Genomic DNA, 21,716 nt, shown 5'->3' on the forward strand with positions numbered 1-21,716 from the left:
TAAAGGTAAGTCTCCGGGGGGCAAAGGGACATGCTCGGGCAACAACAAATCCTGATAATCGACGATTCTGAAGCCATTTTGATGGTGGTAAAGACCATGCTTGCACGCATGGGCTTTGAAAAAATCACCACCATGACGTCCGCCACCAAGGCGCTTGCTGTTGTGGGACTGGAGCCGGCGCGTTTCCAGATAATATTGACCGATCTTAGAATGCCGGATACCGATGGGCTGGATGTGCTCAGAAAGCTTGGCGAAATGGGCTTTAAAGGGGCTGTGGCCATCATTTCTGAAATGGACAGGCGCATCATAAATCTGGCCGCCGACATTGCCCGGCGTCATCGGCTGCACATGATTGGCTGCATTTGTAAACCGGTGCAGCTGGACGATTTATCGGCCCTGGTTGAAAAGGCCTCTGAGCTGCGTGTCACCCTTGAGCCCCCTGCAGCATTGCTGACCCGAGAGCAGGTTCAGACCGCCTTCAATCAAATTCAGGTTATCCCCTACTACCAGCCCAAGGTAGATTTGAACAAATGCCAGGTTGTGGGCGTGGAAGCGCTGGCCCGCATTCGTTTCCCCGGGGAAATTAATGCCCTGAGACCCTGCCGATTTATGCCGGTTATTCAAGAATATGGCATGCTGCCTCAGCTCTCCCAACGCATGCTGCAACAGGCCTGTAAAGACTTGCCCACTATCAGATCTATCCTCGGCAACGACATAAAAATCAGTTTGAACATCAGCCCGGAAGAGCTGGAGAACACCTATCTGGCAGACAGTCTGGAGCATATCTGGCGTAAGAGTGGCACTGGCAACGATTCGCTGGTGCTTGAAATCACCGAAGAACATTACATACACAACAGTGCCCAGCTCGAGTCCCTGAACAGGCTGCGTTTGAGGGGATTTGGATTGTCTCTGGATGACTTTGGCATCGGCTTTACCAATATCAATCAGCTCAGAGACTTACCCTACACAGAAGTCAAAATCGACCGTTCGCTTATCATCAATATTCACAGAGACAGTTTTTGCCAGGCCATTTTGAACGGTCTGGTAGAAATTGCCCGCCAGTTGGGGATTACTCTGGTGGCAGAAGGCATAGAGCACATGGACGAGCTCAAATACCTGATGCAAACTCACCCTGAGTTGGTATTGCAGGGATACCTCATCAGCCTGCCCCGCTCTCTCGACACACTGAATACATGGCACAAGGGCTGGCAGCATCAATTTGGCAATCGGGCCAATATCCACCGGCATCAGCCCCCCGCCAATGAAGACTGAAATGCCAATCAAGACTAAAGTGCCAACAAAAAATTAAGGTGCCAGCGCCTCGCGAATAAACTCATCGTTATCACACTCAGGGCAATCAGGCACGACCGACGGGAATTCAATGTCCATCCCGTGGCCACAACTGGTACACACCATGCGTCCCTGGCTGATGATTTCGCCACTTTGATAGTAACCGTGATGTTTAAAGTCCTGTGCCAGTTCATGCCATTGCACCTGACTGCGGTCAGTTATCTCTGAAAGCCAATGCCAGAGCGTGTTTTCGATGGCAATAAAAGACGGACTGTGCGTCAGGGAGCTTTCGTTTTTTTCCTGAAGAAAAGCGGCGATGTCGCGCCTGAGAAATTCCAGTGCCAATGCCAGCTCTTCTTCATCGGCCTGGGCCTTGAGGCGTCCAAAGGCCTCGCCGGAAGTCATCAGCCGGAACAGATTCTTGGCGTTCAGCTCCGGGTTTGCCTCAAAGTGGGTGGCCAAATCCTTAATGAGATCCTGATACAGGGCCAGTAATTGCGTGCTTCTGCTGGTCATCGTCAATACTCCTTCAAGGGAACCTTTTTAATGAACCGCTTCTGGTTTATTCTATGCAGATCCCGCAGCGCAGACCAAGCGCGTGATCAAACAAACAGGCGGCAATGCCGGAAAAATTGATGCAAGAGCAATACATCCATTCGGAAATCGAGGCTGAGGTACAAAAGTACTGGGCCGATAACAAAACCTTTGAAGTCACTGAAGATCCTGCGAAAGAGAAGTTCTATTGCCTCTCTATGTTCCCTTATCCTTCCGGCCGACTTCACATGGGTCATGTGCGTAACTACACCATAGGTGATGTAGTTGCCCGTTTCCAGCGTCTGCAGGGCAAGAACGTACTTCAGCCCATTGGTTGGGATGCCTTCGGCCTGCCCGCCGAAAACGCGGCCATCAAAAATGCCACCGCGCCGGCCCCCTGGACCTACGAAAACATCGATTACATGAAAAACCAGCTGAAAATGCTGGGTTTTGGCTACGACTGGAGCCGTGAAATCGCCACCTGTACCCCGGAATACTATCGCTGGGAACAGTGGTTCTTCACCAAGCTGTATGAAAAAGGTCTGGTTTACAAGAAGACTTCGGCGGTGAACTGGTGCCCGAACGACCAGACTGTACTGGCCAACGAGCAGGTGCAGGACGGTTGCTGCTGGCGCTGTGATACCCCGGTTGAGCAAAAAGAAATTCCCCAGTGGTTTATCAAGATCACTGCCTACGCCGAAGAGCTGCTGAACGACATCGATAACCTCGAGGGTTGGCCTGAGCAGGTCAAGACCATGCAGCGTAACTGGATTGGTCGCTCCGAAGGCGTGGAAATGACCTTCAAGGTCAAAGACTCAGACGACAGCTTCGATATCTACACTACCCGTCCCGATACTGTGATGGGCGTGACCTACGTGGCCATTGCTGCCGGTCACCCTCTGGCCGAGAAAGCCGCCCTGAATAACCCAGAGCTGGCTGCCTTTGTGGAGGAGTGCAAGCAAAGCGGCACCTCTGAGGCCGAGCTTGCCACCATGGAGAAGAAAGGCGTGGCCACTGGCCTGTACGCCATTCACCCCCTGACCGGCGAAGAAGTGCCGGTATGGGCCGCCAACTTCGTGCTGATGAACTATGGCACCGGCGCCGTGATGTCGGTACCGGCCCACGACCAGCGTGACTACGAATTTGCCAAGAAATACAGTCTGGCACTCAAGGCAGTTATCAAGCCTGCCGATGGCGAGGTGGATATCTCTGAGGCCGCCTACACCGAAAAAGGCGTACTGTTTAACTCAGGTGAATTCAATAACCTCGACTTCGACGGTGCCTTCAATGCAATTGCCGATAAGCTCGCTGCCGAAGGCAAGGGCAAGCGTCAGGTGAACTTCCGTCTGCGTGACTGGGGCGTGAGCCGTCAGCGTTACTGGGGCGCGCCAATCCCTATGGTGACCCTGGAAGATGGTACTGTGATGCCAACGCCCGAAGACCAGCTGCCGGTTATCCTGCCGGAAGATGTGGTGATGGACGGCGTGCAAAGCCCCATCAAGGCCGATAAAGAGTGGGCCAAGACCCAGGTGAATGGTCAGGACGCGCTGCGCGAAACCGATACCTTCGACACCTTTATGGAGTCTTCCTGGTACTACGCGCGCTACTGCTCGCCAAAGGCCAACGAAATGCTGGACCCAGCCAAAGCCAACTACTGGCTGCCAGTGGATCAGTACATCGGTGGTATCGAGCACGCTTGTATGCACCTGTTGTACTTCCGCTTCTTCCACAAGCTCTTGCGTGATGCAGGCCTGGTGAACTCCAACGAGCCTGCCAAGCGTCTGCTGACCCAGGGCATGGTGCTGGCCGATGCCTTCTACTACAACAACGAGAAAGGCGCCCGCATATGGGTATCGCCCCTCGATGTGACCGTGGTAGAGAAAGACGACAAGGGCCGTATCCTTAAGTCCGTGGACAACGAAGGCCATGAGCTGGTGTACACCGGCATGAGCAAGATGTCCAAGTCCAAGAACAACGGTATCGACCCTCAGGTGATGGTAGAAAAATACGGCGCCGACACTGTGCGTCTGTTTATGATGTTCGCCTCACCGCCAGAGCTGACTCTGGAATGGCAGGAATCCGGCGTGGAAGGTGCACACCGCTTTATCAAACGTCTGTGGAAACTGGCCTCTGAGTACAGTGCTGCCCCTGCCACCGAAGCCCTGGATGTAGCCGCGCTCAATGGGGATCAAAAGACACTGCGCCGTGAGCTGCACAAAACCATCGCCAAGGTGACTGATGACCTGGGTCGCCGTCAGATGTTCAACACCGCCGTCGCCGCCGTGATGGAGCTGATGAACCATCTGCAAAAGGCGCCGCTGGAGTCTGCCCAGGACAAGGCGCTGATGAACGAAGCCCTGTCTGCCGTGGTACGTCTGTTGTACCCCATCGCACCGCACGTCTGTTTCAACCTGTGGCGTGAGCTGGGTAACAGCAGTGCTATCGAAGATGCAGGCTGGCCAGCCACCGACGAGTCAGCGCTGGTTGAAGACAGCAAGCTCATCGTGGTGCAGGTAAACGGTAAGGTACGTGCCAAGCTCACCGTAGCGGCCGATGCCACCAAGGAACAGGTGGAGGCCCTGGGTCTTGCCGAAGACGCCGTGCGCAAATACACAGACGGTGTGACTGTACGCAAGGTCATCTATGTGCCGGGCAAATTGCTCAACATCGTTGCCAACTGACCTGTAGCCTGCGACACTGTCGCCGGTTCAGGGGATTGAAGAAAAACCCGCTGCTGCGGGTTTTTCTGCTTAACAAAAGGAAGAAGCATTTCGCCATGGTTAGAACATTGCTTACCGCCATTTTGGGTTTGGCGCTGCTCACTGGCGTCACAGGCTGCGGCTTTCGTCTTCAGGGCAGTTATCAAATTCCGGCCTCCCTCAAGCAATTGAGTGTCGACAGCGCCGATGAATACAGCGAGCTGACCCGCTTGGTAAAAGACCGCCTACGCCTCTCCGGGGTCAATGTGGTCGCTTCAGATGCCAAGGTGCCTTCAGTGAGGTTGCTGCGCGACACCCTCGAGCGCACGACCCTGTCGCTCTATCCCACCGGCCACGTCGCCGAATACGAGCTGATATACCATGTCGACTTTGCCGTGGCTTTTCCCGGTGAAGAGGCCAAGCCATTCAGTGTGGAAATCCGCCGCGACTATCTGGATGACCCCCGCACCGCACTGGCCAAGAGCCGCGAAATGGAACTGCTGCTCAAAGAAATGCGCCAGCAAGCGGCCGACAATCTTATCCAAACACTATCCGCCCTCGGGGAACGCTGATGCGGGTCTATCCTGAGCAGCTGGGCCGCCATCTGACACCGCTGGCCCAATGTTACTGTTTATTCGGTGACGATGCCTGGTTGATAGAAAACGCCCGCTCTCAGTTATTGGAAGCCGCACGGCAGCAAGGATTTGAAGAGCGCATCAGCCTGGAGCAGGATAGCGGCTTCAACTGGAACGACTTACAAAACGAGTGGCAGGCATTGAGCCTCTTCGCCAGTCGCCGCATTATCGAACTCACCCTGCCCCAGGCCAAGCCCGGCGCCGACGGCAGCGCCATGCTGACGGGCCTGATGGCGCAGCCCAACCCGGATCTGCTGCTTATACTGCGCGGCCCCAAACTCGCCGCCGAACAAACCAACAGCAAGTGGTTTAAAACCCTCGACAACGCCGGCGTTTATGTTCCCTGCAACACGCCTGAGGGACAGCAGTATTTCCGCTGGTTAGATGGACGCATTACCGCCAACCGATTGATGCTGGACAGCGACGCCCGCCAGTTGCTGGCAACCCTGTATGAAGGGAATCTGCTGGCTGCCGAGCAGGCGGTGCAATTGCTGGCGCTGCTGGCAGCAAATCGACGTGTCAGCGCCGAAGAGCTGAGCCAGTATTTCGACGACCAATCCCGCTTTAACGTGTTTCAGCTAAGCGATGCCCTGCTTGGAAACCAGCAGCAGCGGGTAGCCCATATACTGGCCCAGCTCAAGGCTGAAGGCACGGCCTTGCCCATTGTGCTCTGGGCGGTGTTTCGCGAACTCGCCAGCCTGCTGCAATTGAAAACTGCCATGGTACAGAGAGAGTCTTTGGCACCGCTGTGGTCAAAGCTTCGGATTTGGGACAAACGCAAGCCGCTCTATGAAGCCGCGCTGTCGCGATTGTCGCTGCCACAGATTGAAGCCATGCTCGCCCTCTCATCCACACTGGAGCTCAAACTCAAACAGGGCGGAGAAGAGGACTGGACGCTGCTGACTCATCTTTGCCTGCTGTTTGATGCCAGTGCCCACAGTGCTTTGGTGGATACCCGGGGTTAATATGAGTATGCGTAAGGCAAAGCGGCATACCGCGATTCTTGGTGGCACCTTTGACCCGCCACACTTCGGCCATATCAGGCCACTGCAGGATGTGCTTAAGCACTGGCCCTTGCAGGATTGCTGGCTGTTGCCAAACCATATTCCGCCCCATAAACCGGGCACCCATGCCAGCACGAGTGCAAGACTGGAGATGATAGACGCACTCTGTCATCAATTCCCGGCATTCAGCCTGTGCGATATTGAGCTTCGCCGCGATGAGCCCAGCTACACGGTCAACACACTTAAGCAGTTGAAGGAACTTTATCCCGACAGGGTGTTCTACTTTGTCATGGGGATGGATTCTTTTCTGTCGCTGGATAAGTGGTTTCAGTGGCAGCAGCTTTTTGACCTTTGCCATCTGGTGCTTTGTGCCCGGCCCGGTTATCAGCTGGCAAACGAGCATCCCATGGCAAAGCTGCTATCACAAAGGCAACACACGGGAGCTGACTTGCCGGCAGAGGACAGCGGCAAAATGCTCATCACTGACATCAGTGAGCAGGATATCTCCTCTACCGACATCCGCACGGCTTTGGCCAGCGGGCGGGATATTCGCCAGTTTGTGCCCGAGTCAGTGGCCCGGGTGATTGAGGCCCAAGGCCTGTACCGCTAGGCGGTGTATTCCACCACTGGCTGCTGCTATACTGTCGCGCTCTTTTTTTAGGAAACACATGAGGTAATTTCGCGTGCGAAGCGAAGAACTGAAGCAATTTGTTGTCGACAAGATTGAAGATCTCAAAGCTCGGGATCTGGTGGTACTGGATGTCAGCAAGCACTCCAACATCACCGATTACATGGTGATTTGCTCGGGTACCTCGAAAACCCACGTGCGCGCCATCGCAGAAAACCTGCTCTCCAAGGCCAGAGAAGCCAACATCACCATACTCGGCAGCGAAGGCCGCGACACCAGCGAATGGGTTCTGGTGGACTTGGGCGAAGTGATTCTGCATGTGATGCAGGAGCAAACCCGCGACTTTTACCAGCTCGAAAAGCTCTGGCAAGAGCCAGCCTGATGAAGCTGCAACTTGTCGCCGTGGGTACCAAGATGCCCGACTGGGTCACCCGGGGATTTGAAGAGTACCAGCGCCGTTTCCCAAGAGATATGGCGCTGGAACTGGTCGAAATCCCCGCTGGCAAGCGCGGTAAAAATGCCGATATCGCCCGCATCCTGCAAAAGGAGGGCGAACAAATGCTTGCAGCAATTCCCAAGGGTAATCATATTGTTACCCTGGATCTTCCCGGCAAGAACTGGACAACTCCCGAACTGGCCGGCGCCCTGTCCAAATGGCAGCTCGATGGCCGTGATGTCAGCCTCTTGATTGGTGGCCCTGAAGGCCTGGCTCCAGCCTGCAAACAGGCCGCAACCCAGAGCTGGTGTTTATCGGCGCTGACTCTGCCCCACCCCCTGGTGAGGGTAGTCGTAGCGGAAAGCCTCTACCGGGCCTGGAGCATTAACAACAACCATCCTTATCACAGGGAATAGCGTGCCCTTGTCAGGCCGCTGATTGCACCGGAGACGTTGAGTGACACCAAAAAAACGGGTAGCCATGCATGACCACGCCGCAGAGGCAGCACTGTTTAAGCGGCGGGCCATATTTACCTTTCTGTGCGTGGTGGCACTTTTTGGTGTCCTTCTGACCAACCTGTATCACCTGCAGGTGACTTCTTATGCGGATTACACCACCCGTTCCAACGACAACCGCATCCGGGTAACCCCCGTCGCCCCAAGCCGGGGCCTGATTTACGACCGCAATGGGGTGCTGCTTGCGGAAAACCAGCCGGTGTATTCCCTTGAGCTTATCCCCGAAAAGGTCAAAAACGTTCCCGAGACGCTGGCACAGCTCTCGTCAGTAATAGCGCTGACGGAAGAATCCAAAGCCGAGTTCCTCGAAGCACTCAAATATCATCGCCGGTTCAAACCGCTGACGCTCAGGGATAACCTGACCGAAGAGGAAGTCGCCGCATTCAGCGTAAATCAGCATCAGTTTCCCGGCGTAAGGGTGGAAGCCGGTCTGAAACGCTTCTATCCCCACGGCGAACTTCTGACCCACGTGCTGGGCTTCGTGGGCAAGATCAACGCCAAAGACAGGACCGCGCTGGAAAAGGCCGACCGCTGGCCAAACTATGCCGCCAGCAAGGACATCGGCAAACAGGGCGTTGAAAAGTATTACGAAAACCTGCTACACGGCAAACCGGGGCACCTGGAAGAAGAGGTGAATAACCGTGGCCGCACCATTCGTACCCTGAAGACAGTGCCACCAGAGCCCGGTCAGGATCTCTATCTGACGCTGGACATCAATCTGCAGAAAAAGGCGATGGAACTGCTGTCAGGTCGCCGCGGCACCATAGTGGCCATCGACCCCCGTGACGGCGGCATCATGGCACTGGTATCCAGCCCCTCTTACGACCCCAACCTCTTTGTACAGGGGATCAGCTCAAAGGATTACAGCGCCCTGCTCAACGACAAGGCAAGGCCGCTGATTAACCGTGCCACCCAGGGGCTGTACGCCCCCGCCTCAACCATCAAACCCCATATGGCACTGATGGGGCTTGAAGAGCAGGTCGTCACCGAACGCACCCGCATCTGGGATCCTGGCTACTGGCAAATGCCCGGCGTCGAGCGAAAGTGGCGTGACTGGAAAAAATGGGGCCATGGCTACGTGGATGTGTACCATGCCATTGTCGAGTCCTGCGATATCTTCTTTTACGACATGGTGCACAAGATGGGCATAGATAAGATTGCCGCCTTTATGCATCAATTTGGCTTTGGTGAAAGCACCGGCGTGGATATCTTCGAAGAATCTGCCGGCATCATGCCCTCTTCGGACTGGAAGCGTATCCGCCACAACCAGCCCTGGTATCCGGGCGACACCATCTCGGTGGGGATTGGTCAGGGCTACTGGACGGCAACCCCCATCCAACTTGCCAACGCCACCGCCATCCTTGCCAATCGCGGCAAGCGCTTTGTTCCCCATCTGCTCAAGGCCATGAAAGACAACAGCGCCAAAATTGAGCGGCCACCAGAGGAGATGCCCTCGGTTTCGCTGAAAAACCCCCGCAACTGGGAAATCATCAACGAGGCCATGCGCCAGACGGCCCATAAGTCGCGTTTCACGGATGCCACTTATACAGCCGCCATGAAAACAGGCACGGCACAGGTGTTTTCGGTGGCACAGGATGCCAAATACGATCACGACAAGGTGGCCGAGCACCTGAGAGATAACGCCCTGATTGTGGCTTATGCCCCCTTTGAATCGCCCAAGATAGTTCTGGCAGTCGTGCTGGAAAACGCCGGTTGGGGCGGCGCCAATGCGGGTCCGGTGGCACGTGCCATGCTGGATGAATTTATGCTCCATGAACAGTGGAAGGTGCAACCATGACAAGGGATCATGCCCGTAAAAATATCTGGCAGCGGATGCACATCGACTTACCGCTTTTGCTTGGACTGCTGGCCATTATGGGATTTGGCCTGTTTGTTATCTGGTCAGCCTCGGGTGAAGATCCGGCCATGCTGGAGCGGCAACTGGTGCGTATAGGGCTTTCCCTCGGCATCATGCTGTTTATGGCGCAGGTAAACCCGGAAATCCTGCGCCGCTGGGCACTGCCGATTTATATCGCGGGGATTATCCTGCTGCTCGGAGTACACTTTTTCGGTGAAATCAATAAAGGGGCACAGCGCTGGCTCAACCTGGGTTTTATGGAGTTTCAGCCATCCGAACTCATTAAGCTCGCCTTCCCCATCACCATGGCCTGGTTTATCAGCAAGTTTACCCTGCCGCCAAAGAAACGTTATCTGGCGGCTGCGGCCATTATCATGCTTATCCCAACCCTGTTGATTGCCAAGCAGCCTGACCTCGGTACCTCAATCCTGGTGGCGGCATCGGGCATCTTTGTGTTGTTCCTGTCCGGAATGAGCTGGTACATAGTACTAGGGCTGCTGGCCTCCGTGCTGTCGTTTCTGCCGATACTCTGGTATTTCCTGATGCACGACTACCAGCGTCGCCGGGTACTGACACTGCTGGATCCGGAAAAAGATCCCCTTGGCGCCGGTTATCACATTATCCAGTCGAAAATCGCCATAGGTTCAGGCGGTGTGGACGGCAAAGGCTGGCTGCAGGGCACTCAGTCTCAGCTGGAGTTTCTGCCCGAGCGTCACACTGACTTTATTTTTGCCGTGATTGGTGAAGAGTTTGGCCTCATCGGCGCCATCCTGTTACTGACCATGTACATCTACGTGATAGGCCGGGGACTGGTCATTGCATCGCGGGCACAAACCAACTTTGCCCGTTTGTTGGCCGGCTCCATTACCCTGACCTTCTTCGTGTACATCTTCGTGAATATCGGCATGGTAAGCGGCATTTTGCCTGTGGTGGGCGTGCCCTTGCCCCTGATAAGCTACGGAGGTACCTCAATGCTGACATTGATGACGGGTTTTGGCATTCTAATGAGCATTCAAACCCACAGACGCTTTGTCGACCGCTAAGGAATGCCGATGAGTTCTGCCCCGGGCCTTGCCTTGTTGCTTGGCCTTTTCGCCGCCAATCTTGCGCTTGCTGCCGAGACCGAAATAGACACTGCCAGGGACAGCTTTATTTCCCGCCAGAGCGCCCTTGGCTTTTCCCGCGCGCAAATCGATGCTTTTCTGGCCGATGCTCAATATAACCCCAAGGTGATTGAAGCCATCAGTCGCCCATGGGAAGCCAAACCCTGGTATCTCTATCGGCCGCGCTTTCTCACCGAGGCAAGGCTTAACGCCGGGCTGGAATTCTGGCGTACCCACGAAAGCACCATCGACAAGGCATCGGCGCAATTTGGGGTTGAGCCCCAGATGATTGTGGCCATCATTGGTATAGAAACCCATTACGGCCAAACCATGGGCAGTTACAGTGTGCGCGATGCCCTGTACACACTGGGGTTTTACTACCCGCCCAGGGCCAGCTTTTTTCTGAAAGAGCTGGGAGAACTGCAAAAGCTTGAGCAGGAAGAAGGCCTGAATCTGGGAACATTAAAAGGCTCTTATGCCGGTGCCATGGGATTTGGTCAGTTTATGCCATCCAGCTACCGATACTACGGTGTTGATTTTGATGGCGATGGCCGCAAAGACTTACTCGGCAGTCCAGCCGATGCCATAGGCAGCGTTGCCAACTACTTTCACCAACATGGATGGCAAGCGGGTGACGCTGTGGCCGTTCGATTGGAGAGTCATGATGAGGCGCCGCCCACAGCCGCCCTCTGGCAAGGAGAGCCTTTAACCCTCAAGGCATCCGATATCCTCGGTGGCAGCTTCGGCCTTGCCGATAAACGGGATCTGGATGTAGCGCGACCTGCGATGCTGTTTAAATTAGAGCAGGAAACTCATGACGAATACTGGATGGGTTTTAAGAATTTTTTCGTAATCACCCGTTATAATCGCAGCCCTCTTTATGCCATGGCGGCCTATGAATTCAGTGAGCAGCTCAAACATGCCCATGCCAAGTATTAAATCCTGTTGGCCTTTATTGGCCATAGCGCTCGTTCTGGGCGGTTGCTCCTCGTCACCGGAGCCAACAAGCAGCAACAAACCCAGCACCAAGGGCGACAGGTATCATCAAAAGCACGATGCCTACCCTGACTCGGCGCCGGATGTCAGCCAGGTGCCTGACGCCGTCCCGCGTTATGAGCCGTACAGCCGGGGGGGCAACAAGCCATACTCGGTGATGGGTAAGTCCTATAACGTACTGGCTTCCGCCGCCAATTTCCGAGAATCAGGACTCGCCTCTTGGTACGGCACCAAGTTTCACGGTTATCACACCTCCAACGGCGAGGTGTACGACATGTACAGCATGACAGCAGCCCATAAGACCTTGCCATTGCCAAGCTTTGTCCGGGTGCGAAATCTGGATAACAAAAAGGAAGTCATTGTCAGAGTCAATGACAGGGGGCCGTTTCACGAAGGGCGTATCATAGACTTATCCTATGCTGCGGCTTATCGCCTCGGCATGCTGAACACGGGTACGGCCCGAGTCGAGATTGAAACCATTTACATTCCCTCGCCGGAAAATGAGGCTTATACCAGCAGTCAGGACCCCAACCATTACTTTATTCAGGTTGTCGCATCCAAAGACAAAGACAGGTTGAATCGGCTCGGCAAGGAGCTGGCCGACAAATACCAGCTTGGCTATCGATTACAGGAAAAAGATACCCTCTATCGCCTGCAATTGGGCCCCTTGGGCCACGAAGGTATCGCCAGCAAAATGTTGCAGCAAATGCGCCAGCAGGGATACCCAAGCGGCTATCTGGTCACTGAGCCCAAATCCTGAACATGAAGGAACCTTCACTGCAATCCCTTGTCAATTAATGTTAGACTCGACGGGTTTCATACCGTTTACTAAAACCTCCAGAGAAAACGTGTAGTTAATGATGAAAGTATTCAAACCTAGCGCCCCAAAATCGATGTTGCTCCTGGCCATTGTGTCTGCCAGCGCCTTTGCAGCACCACCGACCGTTGTTCCTGAAGCCCCCTCCGTGGCCGCCAAAGCCTATGTGTTGATGGATTACCACACCGGCCAAATCATCGCCGAAGAACATGCCTATGAGCAGCTGAATCCAGCCAGCCTTACCAAGATGATGACCAGCTATGTGATTGGTCATGAAATGAAAGTGGGAAACATCTCACCGGAAGATGACGTCACCATTACCAAAAACGCCTGGTCAAAGAACTTCCCCGATTCCTCAAAGATGTTTATCGAGGTAGGTAAAACCGTAAAAGCCGCCGATTTGAACCGTGGCATCATCATCCAATCGGGTAACGATGCCTGTGTGGCCATGGCTGAGCACATTGCCGGTACAGAAGATGCCTTCGTGGATATGATGAACTCTTGGGCCAAGCAGCTCGGCATGACCGACAGCTATTTTGAAAACAGCCATGGGCTGGACTCTGACAACCACAAGACCACCGCCTATGACATGGCGATTCTGGGCGCAGCACTTATCCGTGATGTGCCGGAAGAGTACCGAATCTACTCCGAAAAAGAGTTCACCTTTAACGGCATCAAGCAATACAACCGTAACGGCCTCTTGTGGGACAAGAGCATGAACGTGGACGGTATCAAGACCGGCCACACCTCTGGGGCGGGTTATAATCTGGTGGCTTCTGCCACACAGGACGACATGCGTCTGATTTCAGTAGTCATGGGCGCCAGCAGCGAGGCTTCACGTAAAGCCGAAAGCAAAAAGCTGCTGTCCTATGGTTTCCGCTTCTTTGAAACAGTGACTCCCTACAAGGCTGGCGACAGCTTCGTTAATCAGCAAATTTGGTATGGCGATCGTGAAAGCGTTGATTTGGGTGTCGCCACAGATACGCCTCTGACCATTCGCCGTGGTAAAGGCAAAGAACTCCAGGCCAACTTCGAGCTGACCAAGCCACTGGAAGCGCCACTGGCCAAAGGCGAAGTTGTGGGCCGCGTGTATTTCCAGTTGGATGGCAAAGACATAGCGCAATTCCCGCTGGTCACGCTGCAGGAAGTGAACGAGGGCAGCTGGTTCTCCAAACTGATGGATTATTTCAAGCAGCTCTTTGCCAGCTGGCTGAGCTAAGCCAACTCAGATGAAAATGCCACCTTAGGGTGGCATTTTTTTCGCCCCCGGGCCTTGATTGGGCTATAATCGCCGCCATATTTGAGCCTCGAGCCCATGATTGAGATAGATGACGATGTTGAATACCACTTTTGACCAGTACCTGGAGTTTCCCTGTTCCTTCCCCTTTAAGGTTGTGGGTGACGCCAGCGATACCCTGGCCGATCGCGTGGTAGCCGTGGTGCAACAACATGCCCCCGGCGACTACAGCCCCACTTCCAAAGCTTCTAGCAAGGGCACCTATGTGTCGGTCACCATTCGTGTGAGTGTGACCAGCAAAGAGCACATCGAGACCCTGTACACTGCGCTTGCCGCCATCGACGGCGTAAAGCGGGTACTTTAATGTTTCTCACGCGTCGGCAAAGCGTGATCTGTGTTACATTTCGACTGTCGCGGCGTATAATGCCGCCAAGCCGAATCTGAGGGGGAGAGGTTGCCCTTGCAAGCCAAGACTCTGCATATCAGACACCTGGGAAATCAGGACTATGAAACCGTCTGGCACGCCATGCAGCACTATACCGATAACCGCGATGAAAATAGCCCGGATGAACTCTGGTTGGTTGAGCATCCCCCCGTTTTTACTCAGGGGCAAGCCGGTAAAGCCGAACATATTCTGAATCCCGGTGACATTCCCGTTATTCAGGTAGACCGTGGTGGCCAGGTGACTTATCACGGTCCGGGTCAGCTGGTCGCCTACCCCCTGCTGGACATCAAACGCCTGAAAATCGGTGTGCGTCAGCTGGTTACCCACATTGAGCAAAGCATAGTCGACATGCTTAAACCCTACGGTGTTGATGCCTATGCCAAAGCCGATGCACCCGGGGTGTACGTTGACGAGCGCAAGGTTGCATCGCTTGGCCTTCGTATTCGCCGAGGCTGCTCCTTCCATGGGCTGGCACTGAATGTCGACATAGATATCTCCCCCTTCCAGCGCATTAACCCCTGCGGTTATGCCGGCTTGGAAATGGTGCAGTGCAAAGCACTGGGCGGCCCCAATACCGTAAACGAAGCCGGTGAGAAATTGACACTGACCTTTAGCCAGCTTCTTGGCTATGAGCACCTGGTCCATCACCAAGGATTAGCAGAATAAAATGAACAGACCCGAAAGATTGCAGCCGGGCGTCAAACTGCGTGACGCAGACAAAGTCGCCCGAATTCCGGTAAAAATCATGCCATCCGAGCGTGAAACCATGCTCAGAAAGCCAGATTGGCTGCGGGTAAAGCTGCCTGCCTCCAATCAACGCATCACTGAAATCAAACAGGCATTGCGCAGCAATGGTCTGCATTCTGTGTGTGAAGAGGCCTCCTGCCCCAACCTGGCAGAATGCTTCAACCACGGTACCGCTACCTTTATGATTTTGGGTGCCATTTGTACCCGCCGCTGCCCATTCTGCGACGTGGCCCACGGCCGTCCGCTGAAACCTGATGCCGATGAGCCGGTGAAACTGGCCAAGACCATCCGCGATATGAAACTCAAGTACGTGGTGATCACCTCGGTTGACCGTGATGATCTGCGTGACGGTGGTGCCCAGCACTTTGCCGACTGCATCCGTGAAATCCGCGCCCTGAATCCGCACATCCAGATTGAAACCCTGGTGCCCGATTTCCGCGGCCGTATCGATGTCGCGCTGGATATCTTAAGCACCAATCCACCGGATGTGTTCAACCACAACCTGGAAACTGCGCCGGCGCACTATCGCAAGGCTCGCCCGGGCGCCAACTATCAGTGGTCGCTGGATCTGCTCAAGCGCTTTAAAGAGCGCCACCCCCATATTCCAACCAAGTCAGGTTTGATGATGGGCCTGGGTGAAACCAATGAAGAAATCATTCAGGTACTCAAAGATCTGCGTGCACACGATGTGAACATGCTGACTCTGGGCCAGTACCTGCAGCCGTCCAAGTTTCACCTGCCGGTAGAGCGCTACGTGAGCCCACAGGAATTTGATGAGCTGAAAGCCATTGCCGAAGATCTTGGATTTAGCCACGCCGCCTGTGGCCCGCTGGTACGCTCAAGCTACCATGCCGACCTCCAAGCACAGGGCAAGGAAGTCAAATAAGCAGGTTGCAATTAAGCCCGCTTTAAAACTGAAAAACGGCGCATAAGCGCCGTTTTTTATTGGGTTATCCGTGCAGAGCAGGCTCAGCAGTGTTCAAGCCTTAAATCCATCAATACCGCATCTTCGCGGCCATCAGCTGTGGGGTAATAGCCCTTTCGCCTGCCAATTTCTGTAAATCCCAGGCGCTGATACAGGCTAATGGCAGCCCTGTTGGACGCACGAACTTCAAGCATCAGCACCTGTGCGCTATGGCGTTGCGCATCGGCAATAACCTGCTGGAGCAGTAACTTGCCCAGCCCTTTGCCCTGCGCCGAGGGCAGCACGCAAATATCAAACAGCGTTGCCTCATCCACAATCTGCTGCACTATGGTAAATCCCAGCAGCGCATCATCCTCATAGAGTCCGCTACAGCGGTACAAAGGGCCAAAGCAGTCGGCCAACGCGCCCTCAGACATCGGATGGGAATGAGCCTTAAGCTCGATGAGCGCCATTATTGGCGCATCTTGCCGACTGAGTGAAACTATCTTCATTACAAAACTCCGCAGTCACTGAGCGCCCGCCAGAGCGCACGTTTGCCCTCTGGGGTTTCCAGCTGCCCCAGCGCCACAGAAGTGCCTTCGCCAGTACGGGACCCAAGTACGATGGAGAGCTCTGTCATCTGGCATTGCAGCGCCGCAAACAACGGATGGTCAAACATCCTGCTAACCGCCTGAATAAGCTCAGGAGATAAAGGCGCTGACTCGCCTGCCTGACGCCAACGGGTGATCCCCATGGCATCCAGGTATGCCGCTTTTTCCATTGTTATTCCTATTTATCTAATCGAACCACCCAATCTATTATTTCAATTTCAGTAATATTTTTTAATTCATTATTATGATTAAAACTGAAACCAAAGGAGACTTATCATGATCAACAATGGTATCGACCAGCAGCATCGACTCGCTATCGCCAAGGGCCTGTATAAACTATTGGCTGACAGCTATGGCCTGTATCTCAAGACCCACAGCTTTCACTGGAATGTAACCGGCCCCATGTTTACCAGTCTGCATCTCATGTTTGAGCAGCAGTATAACGAACTTGCCCTTGCGGTGGACAGTATTGCAGAGCGGGTTCGGGCCTTGGGCGTAAAAGCCATTGGTTCCTACAGCGCTTTTGCCGCTGTAACCGACATTCAGGAAGACACAGGTGGCCTCAATGCCAGAAACATGATTGCCAGCCTTATAGAGGGCCAGGAAATTATTATTCGCGGTGCCAGAGCGCTTATTCAGCTCGCAGCTGAAAGTGGCGATGAAGCCTCGGTGGATTTGCTCACCCAGAGAGTCAGTGTCCATGAGAAGAACGCCTGGATGCTGCGAAGCCTGCTGGAAGAATAACGCACTGACAAGGTGCAGCTGAACGCGGTAACCGGAGAGTTAACCAAACCCTGAAAAGACGAAAGGCCGTTCATTTCTGAACGGCCTTTCTGGTATATGGCAGGGGTGGCAGGACTCGAACCCGCAACCGTCGGTTTTGGAGACCGCTGTTCTACCAATTGGAACTACACCCCTGTTGACGGAGGGCATTATGCAAAAAGCCCCCCTAAAGGTAAAGCACTTTTTAATGAAAACCGCTTGGTTGCAGCTTTTTCAGCCATAAAGACCTGTTTAGCTCTCTGTCGTGCTGCCAAAGCTTAAATCTCTTCTTTGAGCCTGGGTGGATTGGACTCTGGGTTTTACCGATAACGTCCAACAGAGGCCGCTCTGGTCAGCTTTAAGAGAGGATTATCAATCGGCTATAGAGCCACAGAAAGCCCACTTGTGCGTTTCAGGGCAGCGCCGGCATAGAATGAAAACATCCAGGCGACGTAAAAACATCGCGCTGATTAGCTCTGGGCGAAAGATGTGAATGGAGAGAAGAATGGGAGTTGGCTGATAATAATGGAAAGCCAACTCCCGCCTCTACCTTGCGAGGGGGTTGGGTTGGTTAACCACCGTGATGGCCACCATTTCCTTTGCCGCACTGTATTACAGTTTGACTTCCGCCATTTGCACCGGCTCTGATAGTCACGGTGCCTGCATCTGCAAACATTGAGAATGAGCCATTCTGAATATCATCCATGTTCGGGTTGTCTAAATGACCAAGACAGCTATAGCCAACACGATAAGTACCTTCTGGCAGAAAACCCATTTCAAAAAACCAGTTACCCGAACGATCTTGTCTCATTGGGGAAACGGCTATGGGTGCAACATGACCATTTGATCCGGAATCATGCACATCGCCCATCTGTTCAAGGCGGGTAACGGAACTCGGATATAAGTAGGCCAAATGACTAAACGAACCGCTGGGAGGGAGTGTCACAGCATTGCCAGCTTCGCAGTCAGCAATCCATTGCGGGTCCATTTCACCCAGCAAATGCCCCATTGATGTATTGTTTACTGACCAACTGCCAAAATGGCGCAGTGTATAGTTAAAGTCGCCATCACGATTGAGGCCCATATACAGCCCAATCTCCATAGTAAAGGCATGGTGTTGATTTGCCGAAACTGAGAAGTCCATGAGTGGGAGCATGCCGTCCTGCACCTGCATTGGGTGAATGCCTTGGCCATCTTCCACATAGCAGCCATTATTGCCATCACCAGCGATCACTGACATATGAACATTATGATAGTTACCTACTGGAATACTCAGGCCATCAACAATCGTGATACTTTGTTTACCTTGATAGTCAAGAAGGTTGAAGTTCTTATCTTTCAATGAATAACGGTGCTGGATATTGGACTCATCTGTCATCACCAATTCATCCAGTTGGATTATCACACCAACAACCCCCTTCATAGGAGAGTCAGATATGGCGATACTCACAGTCCCCGTTTGATTTCCAGTTGCAGGGATGTTTGGCGAAAGATTGTCATCGGTATTATTACTTTCTCCACACGCTATTAAAAATGTGCAGAAAAATAACAGGATAAGTTTGGAACACCTCATATTACCCCCCCAGCTGATTTAATGGTGCAGCATGACCGTCAATCATCATGCGATAGAGGGTAAAAAATTGTGATGGGCATCAAAGCCATCAACATTTGATTAACAGCGGCATGGGTTTTTAATCAATTTGAGAGCAAGCATAGAGAACTGGAAAATAACTATTCACTTTTGAGTAATACTCAGGCAGGAAAGGACTTCCAGCACAAGAAAAAATCAAAAATCTATCTCGGCTGAAAGATTCGATTTGATTTACAAATATCAAGAATCACTCCCAAAACCCTGAAATATTCTTCAAGGCAGAGCCAACCAACATCCAATTAAATGTTCGGAAAATTCAAATATAGACTTGATATAGCAAGCTCAAGAAGAACATTTGGCCCCGGTTCGCCCCCCCTAAACTGAGGTAACCCTGAATGATGTCACCCTGAACTGATGCTTCCATAAAGCCGCTATCACGAAGCGACTTACTTGCAAGCGAGAGACAGGCGTGTCCGGCTCTCCTGTCCTTCAAGGTACTCAAACTCCTGACTATCAAAGGCCGAACTTGGCTGTTAAGCAAGGATGGCTTTAGACGAGACCATTGGTCCGGCATCCTGTGCCCCGGGGCTTCCTGACTCCGCCCAGAGTGCACAGCGCTTTAGGGAGCGTTAAATACGAAAAACCCCGCTGTTTCCAGCGAGGCTTCATGTTGTTGGCGGGCGCGCTGTGTATATGAGCGAGAGGCTGGAATTCCGAACTGAGCTGTTAAACAAGGACGCTGTTGGACGGACTCGATGATCCGGCATTCGACTGAGCGGCCGATGTGGCCCAGAGTGCGCAGTATTTTCGGGAGCGTTAAATACAAAAATTACCAGCGTAAGCGTAGCTGGGGCGAATTTATCCAAGACGCCATAACGAAAAAAGCCCCTGCATTGCTGCAGAGGCTTTCGTCTTTATGTTGGCGGAGCGGACGGGACTCGAACCCGCGACCCCCGGCGTGACAGGCCGGTATTCTAACCAACTGAACTACCGCTCCTTTGGGCTAGGCCCAAATTAGGCGTCTGGCAATGACCTACTCTCACATGGGGAGACCCCACACTACCATCGGCGCTGCTCCGTTTCACTTCTGAGTTCGGAATGGGATCAGGTGGGACCAGAGCGCTATTGTCACCAGACAAATTCGTTATGCCCTCGCTTTTCAGCAAGAACATGCAATTCGGAAAGCTGCATTTCGCAGAAAAAGATGGTGGTCGCTACTGGGATCGAACCAGTGACCCCCTCCTTGTAAGGGAGGTGCTCTCCCGGCTGAGCTAAGCGACCGGTATTCTGTTCTATTGAGTTATCACTTCAATCAAGTCTGGTTTCTTCAAGACTATCTACTTCAACCATCAGTCAAAACCCATCTGGGTTGTATGGTTAAGCCGCACGAGTCATTAGTACAGGTTAGCTCAACGCCTCACAACGCTTACACACCCTGCCTATCAACGTCCTGGTCTCGGACGGCTCTTCAGTGGACTCAAGGTCCAAGGGAAGACTCATCTTGGGGCTCGCTTCCCGCTTAGATGCTTTCAGCGGTTATCGATTCCGAACGTAGCTACCGGGCAATGCCATTGGCATGACAACCCGAACACCAGCGGTTCGTTCACTCCGGTCCTCTCGTACTAGGAGCAACCCCCCTCAATCTTCCAACGCCCACGGCAGATAGGGACCGAACTGTCTCACGACGTTCTGAACCCAGCTCGCGTACCACTTTAAATGGCGAACAGCCATACCCTTGGGACCGACTTCAGCCCCAGGATGTGATGAGCCGACATCGAGGTGCCAAACACCGCCGTCGATATGAACTCTTGGGCGGTATCAGCCTGTTATCCCCGGAGTACCTTTTATCCGTTGAGCGATGGCCCTTCCATGCAGAACCACCGGATCACTATGACCTACTTTCGTACCTGCTCGACGTGTCTGTCTCGCAGTTAAGCTGGCTTGTGCCATTACACTAACCACACGATGTCCGACCGTGTTTAGCCAACCTTCGTGCTCCTCCGTTACTCTTTGGGAGGAGACCGCCCCAGTCAAACTACCCACCAGGCACTGTCCCTAGTCCGGATTCACGGACCGAGGTTAGAACATCAACACTACAAGGGTGGTATTTCAAGGTCGACTCCACGAGAACTGGCGTTCCCGCTTCAAAGTCTCCCACCTATCCTACACATGTAGGGTCAATGTTCAGTGCCAAGCTATAGTAAAGGTTCACGGGGTCTTTCCGTCTAGCCGCGGGTATACGGCATCTTCACCGCAATTTCAACTTCACTGAGTCTCGGCTGGAGACAGCGTGGCCATCATTACGCCATTCGTGCAGGTCGGAACTTACCCGACAAGGAATTTCGCTACCTTAGGACCGTTATAGTTACGGCCGCCGTTTACCGGGGCTTCGATCATGAGCTTCTCTTGCGATAACCCAATCAATTAACCTTCCGGCACCGGGCAGGCGTCACACCGTATACTTCCTCTTGCGAGTTTGCACAGTGCTGTGTTTTTGATAAACAGTTGCAGCCACCTGGTATCTGCGACTGCCGTCAGCTCAGGGAGCAAGTCCCGTCACCAACAGCAGCGTACCTTCTCCCGAAGTTACGGTACCATTTTGCCTAGTTCCTTCAGCCGAGTTCTCTCAAGCGCCTTGGTATTCTCTACCCGACCACCTGTGTCGGTTTGGGGTACGATTCCTGCTAACCTGAAGCTTAGAAGATTTTCCTGGAAGCATGGCATCAACCACTTCAGTGCCGTAGCACCTCGTCATCAGCTCTCGGTATATGTGTGCCCGGATTTGCCTAAGCACACTACCTACCACCTTAAACACGGACAACCAACGCCGTGCTGGCCTAGCCTTCTCCGTCTCTCCATCGCAGTTAGCAGAAGTACGGGAATATTAACCCGTTTCCCATCGAC

20 protein-coding genes, 3 tRNA genes and 2 rRNA genes (1 of these 25 running past the window's edge) are annotated in these 21,716 nt (G+C 53.4%); 16 read left to right on the forward strand and 9 right to left on the reverse strand.

The window, feature by feature from the left end; genetic code table 11:
• The first annotated feature begins 30 nt into the window (after window positions 1–30).
• The gene (locus tag JQC75_RS13410; RefSeq protein WP_203324563.1) at window positions 31–1,272 is read left to right on the forward strand and encodes an EAL domain-containing response regulator; all 1,242 of its coding nucleotides are present in this window, start codon (window positions 31–33) and stop codon (window positions 1,270–1,272) included.
• A gap of 33 nt (window positions 1,273–1,305) precedes the next feature.
• Here the strand turns inward: JQC75_RS13410 and JQC75_RS13415 are convergent, their stop codons facing one another.
• Complete coding sequence (locus JQC75_RS13415) at window positions 1,306–1,806, reverse strand: zinc ribbon-containing protein (RefSeq protein ID WP_011760690.1); 501 nt, start codon at window positions 1,804–1,806, stop codon at window positions 1,306–1,308.
• Window positions 1,807–1,925: 119 nt separating this feature from the next.
• Here JQC75_RS13415 and leuS point away from each other — a divergent pair, with 119 nt between their 5' ends.
• The 14 genes from leuS (at window position 1,926) to lipA (ending at window position 15,830) form a co-directional block, all read left to right on the forward strand.
• The gene (gene leuS / locus JQC75_RS13420) at window positions 1,926–4,505 is read left to right on the forward strand and encodes a leucine--tRNA ligase (RefSeq protein ID WP_203324564.1); all 2,580 of its coding nucleotides are present in this window, start codon (window positions 1,926–1,928) and stop codon (window positions 4,503–4,505) included.
• 95 nt (window positions 4,506–4,600) lie between these two features.
• On the forward strand, window positions 4,601–5,095 hold the full coding sequence (locus JQC75_RS13425) for an LPS-assembly lipoprotein LptE (RefSeq protein WP_203324565.1): 495 nt from the start codon (window positions 4,601–4,603) through the stop codon (window positions 5,093–5,095).
• On the forward strand, window positions 5,095–6,123 hold the full coding sequence (gene holA / locus JQC75_RS13430) for a DNA polymerase III subunit delta (protein ID WP_203324566.1): 1,029 nt from the start codon (window positions 5,095–5,097) through the stop codon (window positions 6,121–6,123). The genes JQC75_RS13425 and holA overlap by 1 nt, the downstream gene beginning before the upstream one ends.
• 1 nt (window position 6,124) lies before the next feature.
• Window positions 6,125–6,772, forward strand: coding sequence for a nicotinate-nucleotide adenylyltransferase (nadD, locus tag JQC75_RS13435; protein WP_203324567.1), 648 nt, complete (start codon window positions 6,125–6,127; stop codon window positions 6,770–6,772).
• A gap of 73 nt (window positions 6,773–6,845) precedes the next feature.
• Window positions 6,846–7,172: a ribosome silencing factor gene (rsfS, locus tag JQC75_RS13440; RefSeq protein WP_203324568.1), complete on the forward strand. Its 327-nt coding sequence runs from the start codon at window positions 6,846–6,848 to the stop codon at window positions 7,170–7,172.
• Entirely contained in the window at window positions 7,172–7,642 is a 471-nt protein-coding gene (rlmH, locus tag JQC75_RS13445; RefSeq protein ID WP_203324569.1) for a 23S rRNA (pseudouridine(1915)-N(3))-methyltransferase RlmH, read from the forward strand. The genes rsfS and rlmH overlap by 1 nt, the downstream gene beginning before the upstream one ends.
• 40 nt (window positions 7,643–7,682) lie before the next feature.
• A complete protein-coding gene (gene mrdA / locus JQC75_RS13450) occupies window positions 7,683–9,539 on the forward strand; it encodes a penicillin-binding protein 2 (RefSeq protein WP_203324570.1) in 1,857 nt (618 codons plus the stop codon).
• Window positions 9,536–10,642, forward strand: a complete 1,107-nt coding sequence (gene rodA / locus JQC75_RS13455) for a rod shape-determining protein RodA (RefSeq protein WP_203324571.1) — start codon at window positions 9,536–9,538, stop codon at window positions 10,640–10,642. Before mrdA ends, rodA begins: the two co-directional genes overlap by 4 nt.
• A 9-nt stretch (window positions 10,643–10,651) precedes the next feature.
• Window positions 10,652–11,641 (forward strand): lytic murein transglycosylase B, encoded by a 990-nt coding sequence (gene mltB / locus JQC75_RS13460; RefSeq protein ID WP_203324572.1) that lies wholly within the window; start codon window positions 10,652–10,654, stop codon window positions 11,639–11,641.
• Window positions 11,622–12,458 (forward strand): septal ring lytic transglycosylase RlpA family protein, encoded by an 837-nt coding sequence (locus JQC75_RS13465; RefSeq protein ID WP_203324573.1) that lies wholly within the window; start codon window positions 11,622–11,624, stop codon window positions 12,456–12,458. The genes mltB and JQC75_RS13465 overlap by 20 nt, the downstream gene beginning before the upstream one ends.
• A 100-nt stretch (window positions 12,459–12,558) precedes the next feature.
• The gene (locus JQC75_RS13470) at window positions 12,559–13,734 is read left to right on the forward strand and encodes a serine hydrolase (protein WP_380796520.1); all 1,176 of its coding nucleotides are present in this window, start codon (window positions 12,559–12,561) and stop codon (window positions 13,732–13,734) included.
• A 115-nt stretch (window positions 13,735–13,849) separates the two neighbouring features.
• The gene (gene ybeD, locus JQC75_RS13475; protein ID WP_203324575.1) at window positions 13,850–14,116 is read left to right on the forward strand and encodes a DUF493 family protein YbeD; all 267 of its coding nucleotides are present in this window, start codon (window positions 13,850–13,852) and stop codon (window positions 14,114–14,116) included.
• A gap of 96 nt (window positions 14,117–14,212) precedes the next feature.
• On the forward strand, window positions 14,213–14,863 hold the full coding sequence (gene lipB, locus JQC75_RS13480; RefSeq protein ID WP_203324576.1) for a lipoyl(octanoyl) transferase LipB: 651 nt from the start codon (window positions 14,213–14,215) through the stop codon (window positions 14,861–14,863).
• 1 nt (window position 14,864) lies between these two features.
• Window positions 14,865–15,830 carry a lipoyl synthase gene (lipA, locus tag JQC75_RS13485; RefSeq protein WP_203324577.1) on the forward strand — a complete coding sequence of 322 codons (966 nt, stop codon included), beginning with the start codon at window positions 14,865–14,867 and terminating at the stop codon, window positions 15,828–15,830.
• A gap of 83 nt (window positions 15,831–15,913) precedes the next feature.
• Here the strand turns inward: lipA and rimI are convergent, their stop codons facing one another.
• Together rimI and JQC75_RS13495 are read right to left on the reverse strand one after the other, a co-directional pair.
• Window positions 15,914–16,360 (reverse strand): ribosomal protein S18-alanine N-acetyltransferase, encoded by a 447-nt coding sequence (gene rimI / locus JQC75_RS13490; protein ID WP_203324578.1) that lies wholly within the window; start codon window positions 16,358–16,360, stop codon window positions 15,914–15,916.
• Window positions 16,360–16,629, reverse strand: a complete 270-nt coding sequence (locus tag JQC75_RS13495; RefSeq protein WP_203324579.1) for a hypothetical protein — start codon at window positions 16,627–16,629, stop codon at window positions 16,360–16,362. Before JQC75_RS13495 ends, rimI begins: the two co-directional genes overlap by 1 nt.
• Window positions 16,630–16,735: 106 nt before the next feature.
• Between JQC75_RS13495 and JQC75_RS13500 the strand changes: the two genes are divergently transcribed.
• Window positions 16,736–17,203, forward strand: a complete 468-nt coding sequence (locus JQC75_RS13500; RefSeq protein WP_203324580.1) for a Dps family protein — start codon at window positions 16,736–16,738, stop codon at window positions 17,201–17,203.
• Window positions 17,204–17,300: 97 nt separating this feature from the next.
• Here the strand turns inward: JQC75_RS13500 and JQC75_RS13505 are convergent.
• The 6 genes from JQC75_RS13505 to JQC75_RS13530 all read right to left on the reverse strand — a co-directional run.
• Window positions 17,301–17,377: transfer RNA gene (locus tag JQC75_RS13505), tRNA-Trp, on the reverse strand.
• A gap of 415 nt (window positions 17,378–17,792) precedes the next feature.
• Window positions 17,793–18,794 (reverse strand): DUF4382 domain-containing protein, encoded by a 1,002-nt coding sequence (locus JQC75_RS13510; protein WP_203324581.1) that lies wholly within the window; start codon window positions 18,792–18,794, stop codon window positions 17,793–17,795.
• A 938-nt stretch (window positions 18,795–19,732) separates the two neighbouring features.
• Window positions 19,733–19,809, reverse strand: a tRNA-Asp gene (locus JQC75_RS13515).
• A 23-nt stretch (window positions 19,810–19,832) separates the two neighbouring features.
• Window positions 19,833–19,948 (reverse strand): 5S ribosomal RNA (gene rrf, locus JQC75_RS13520).
• A 69-nt stretch (window positions 19,949–20,017) separates the two neighbouring features.
• Window positions 20,018–20,093: transfer RNA gene (locus JQC75_RS13525), tRNA-Val, on the reverse strand.
• A gap of 92 nt (window positions 20,094–20,185) precedes the next feature.
• Window positions 20,186–21,716 (reverse strand): 23S ribosomal RNA (locus JQC75_RS13530) (it continues 1,363 nt past the right edge of the window).

Source organism: Shewanella litorisediminis (assembly GCF_016834455.1).
GTDB lineage: Bacteria > Pseudomonadota > Gammaproteobacteria > Enterobacterales > Shewanellaceae > Shewanella > Shewanella litorisediminis.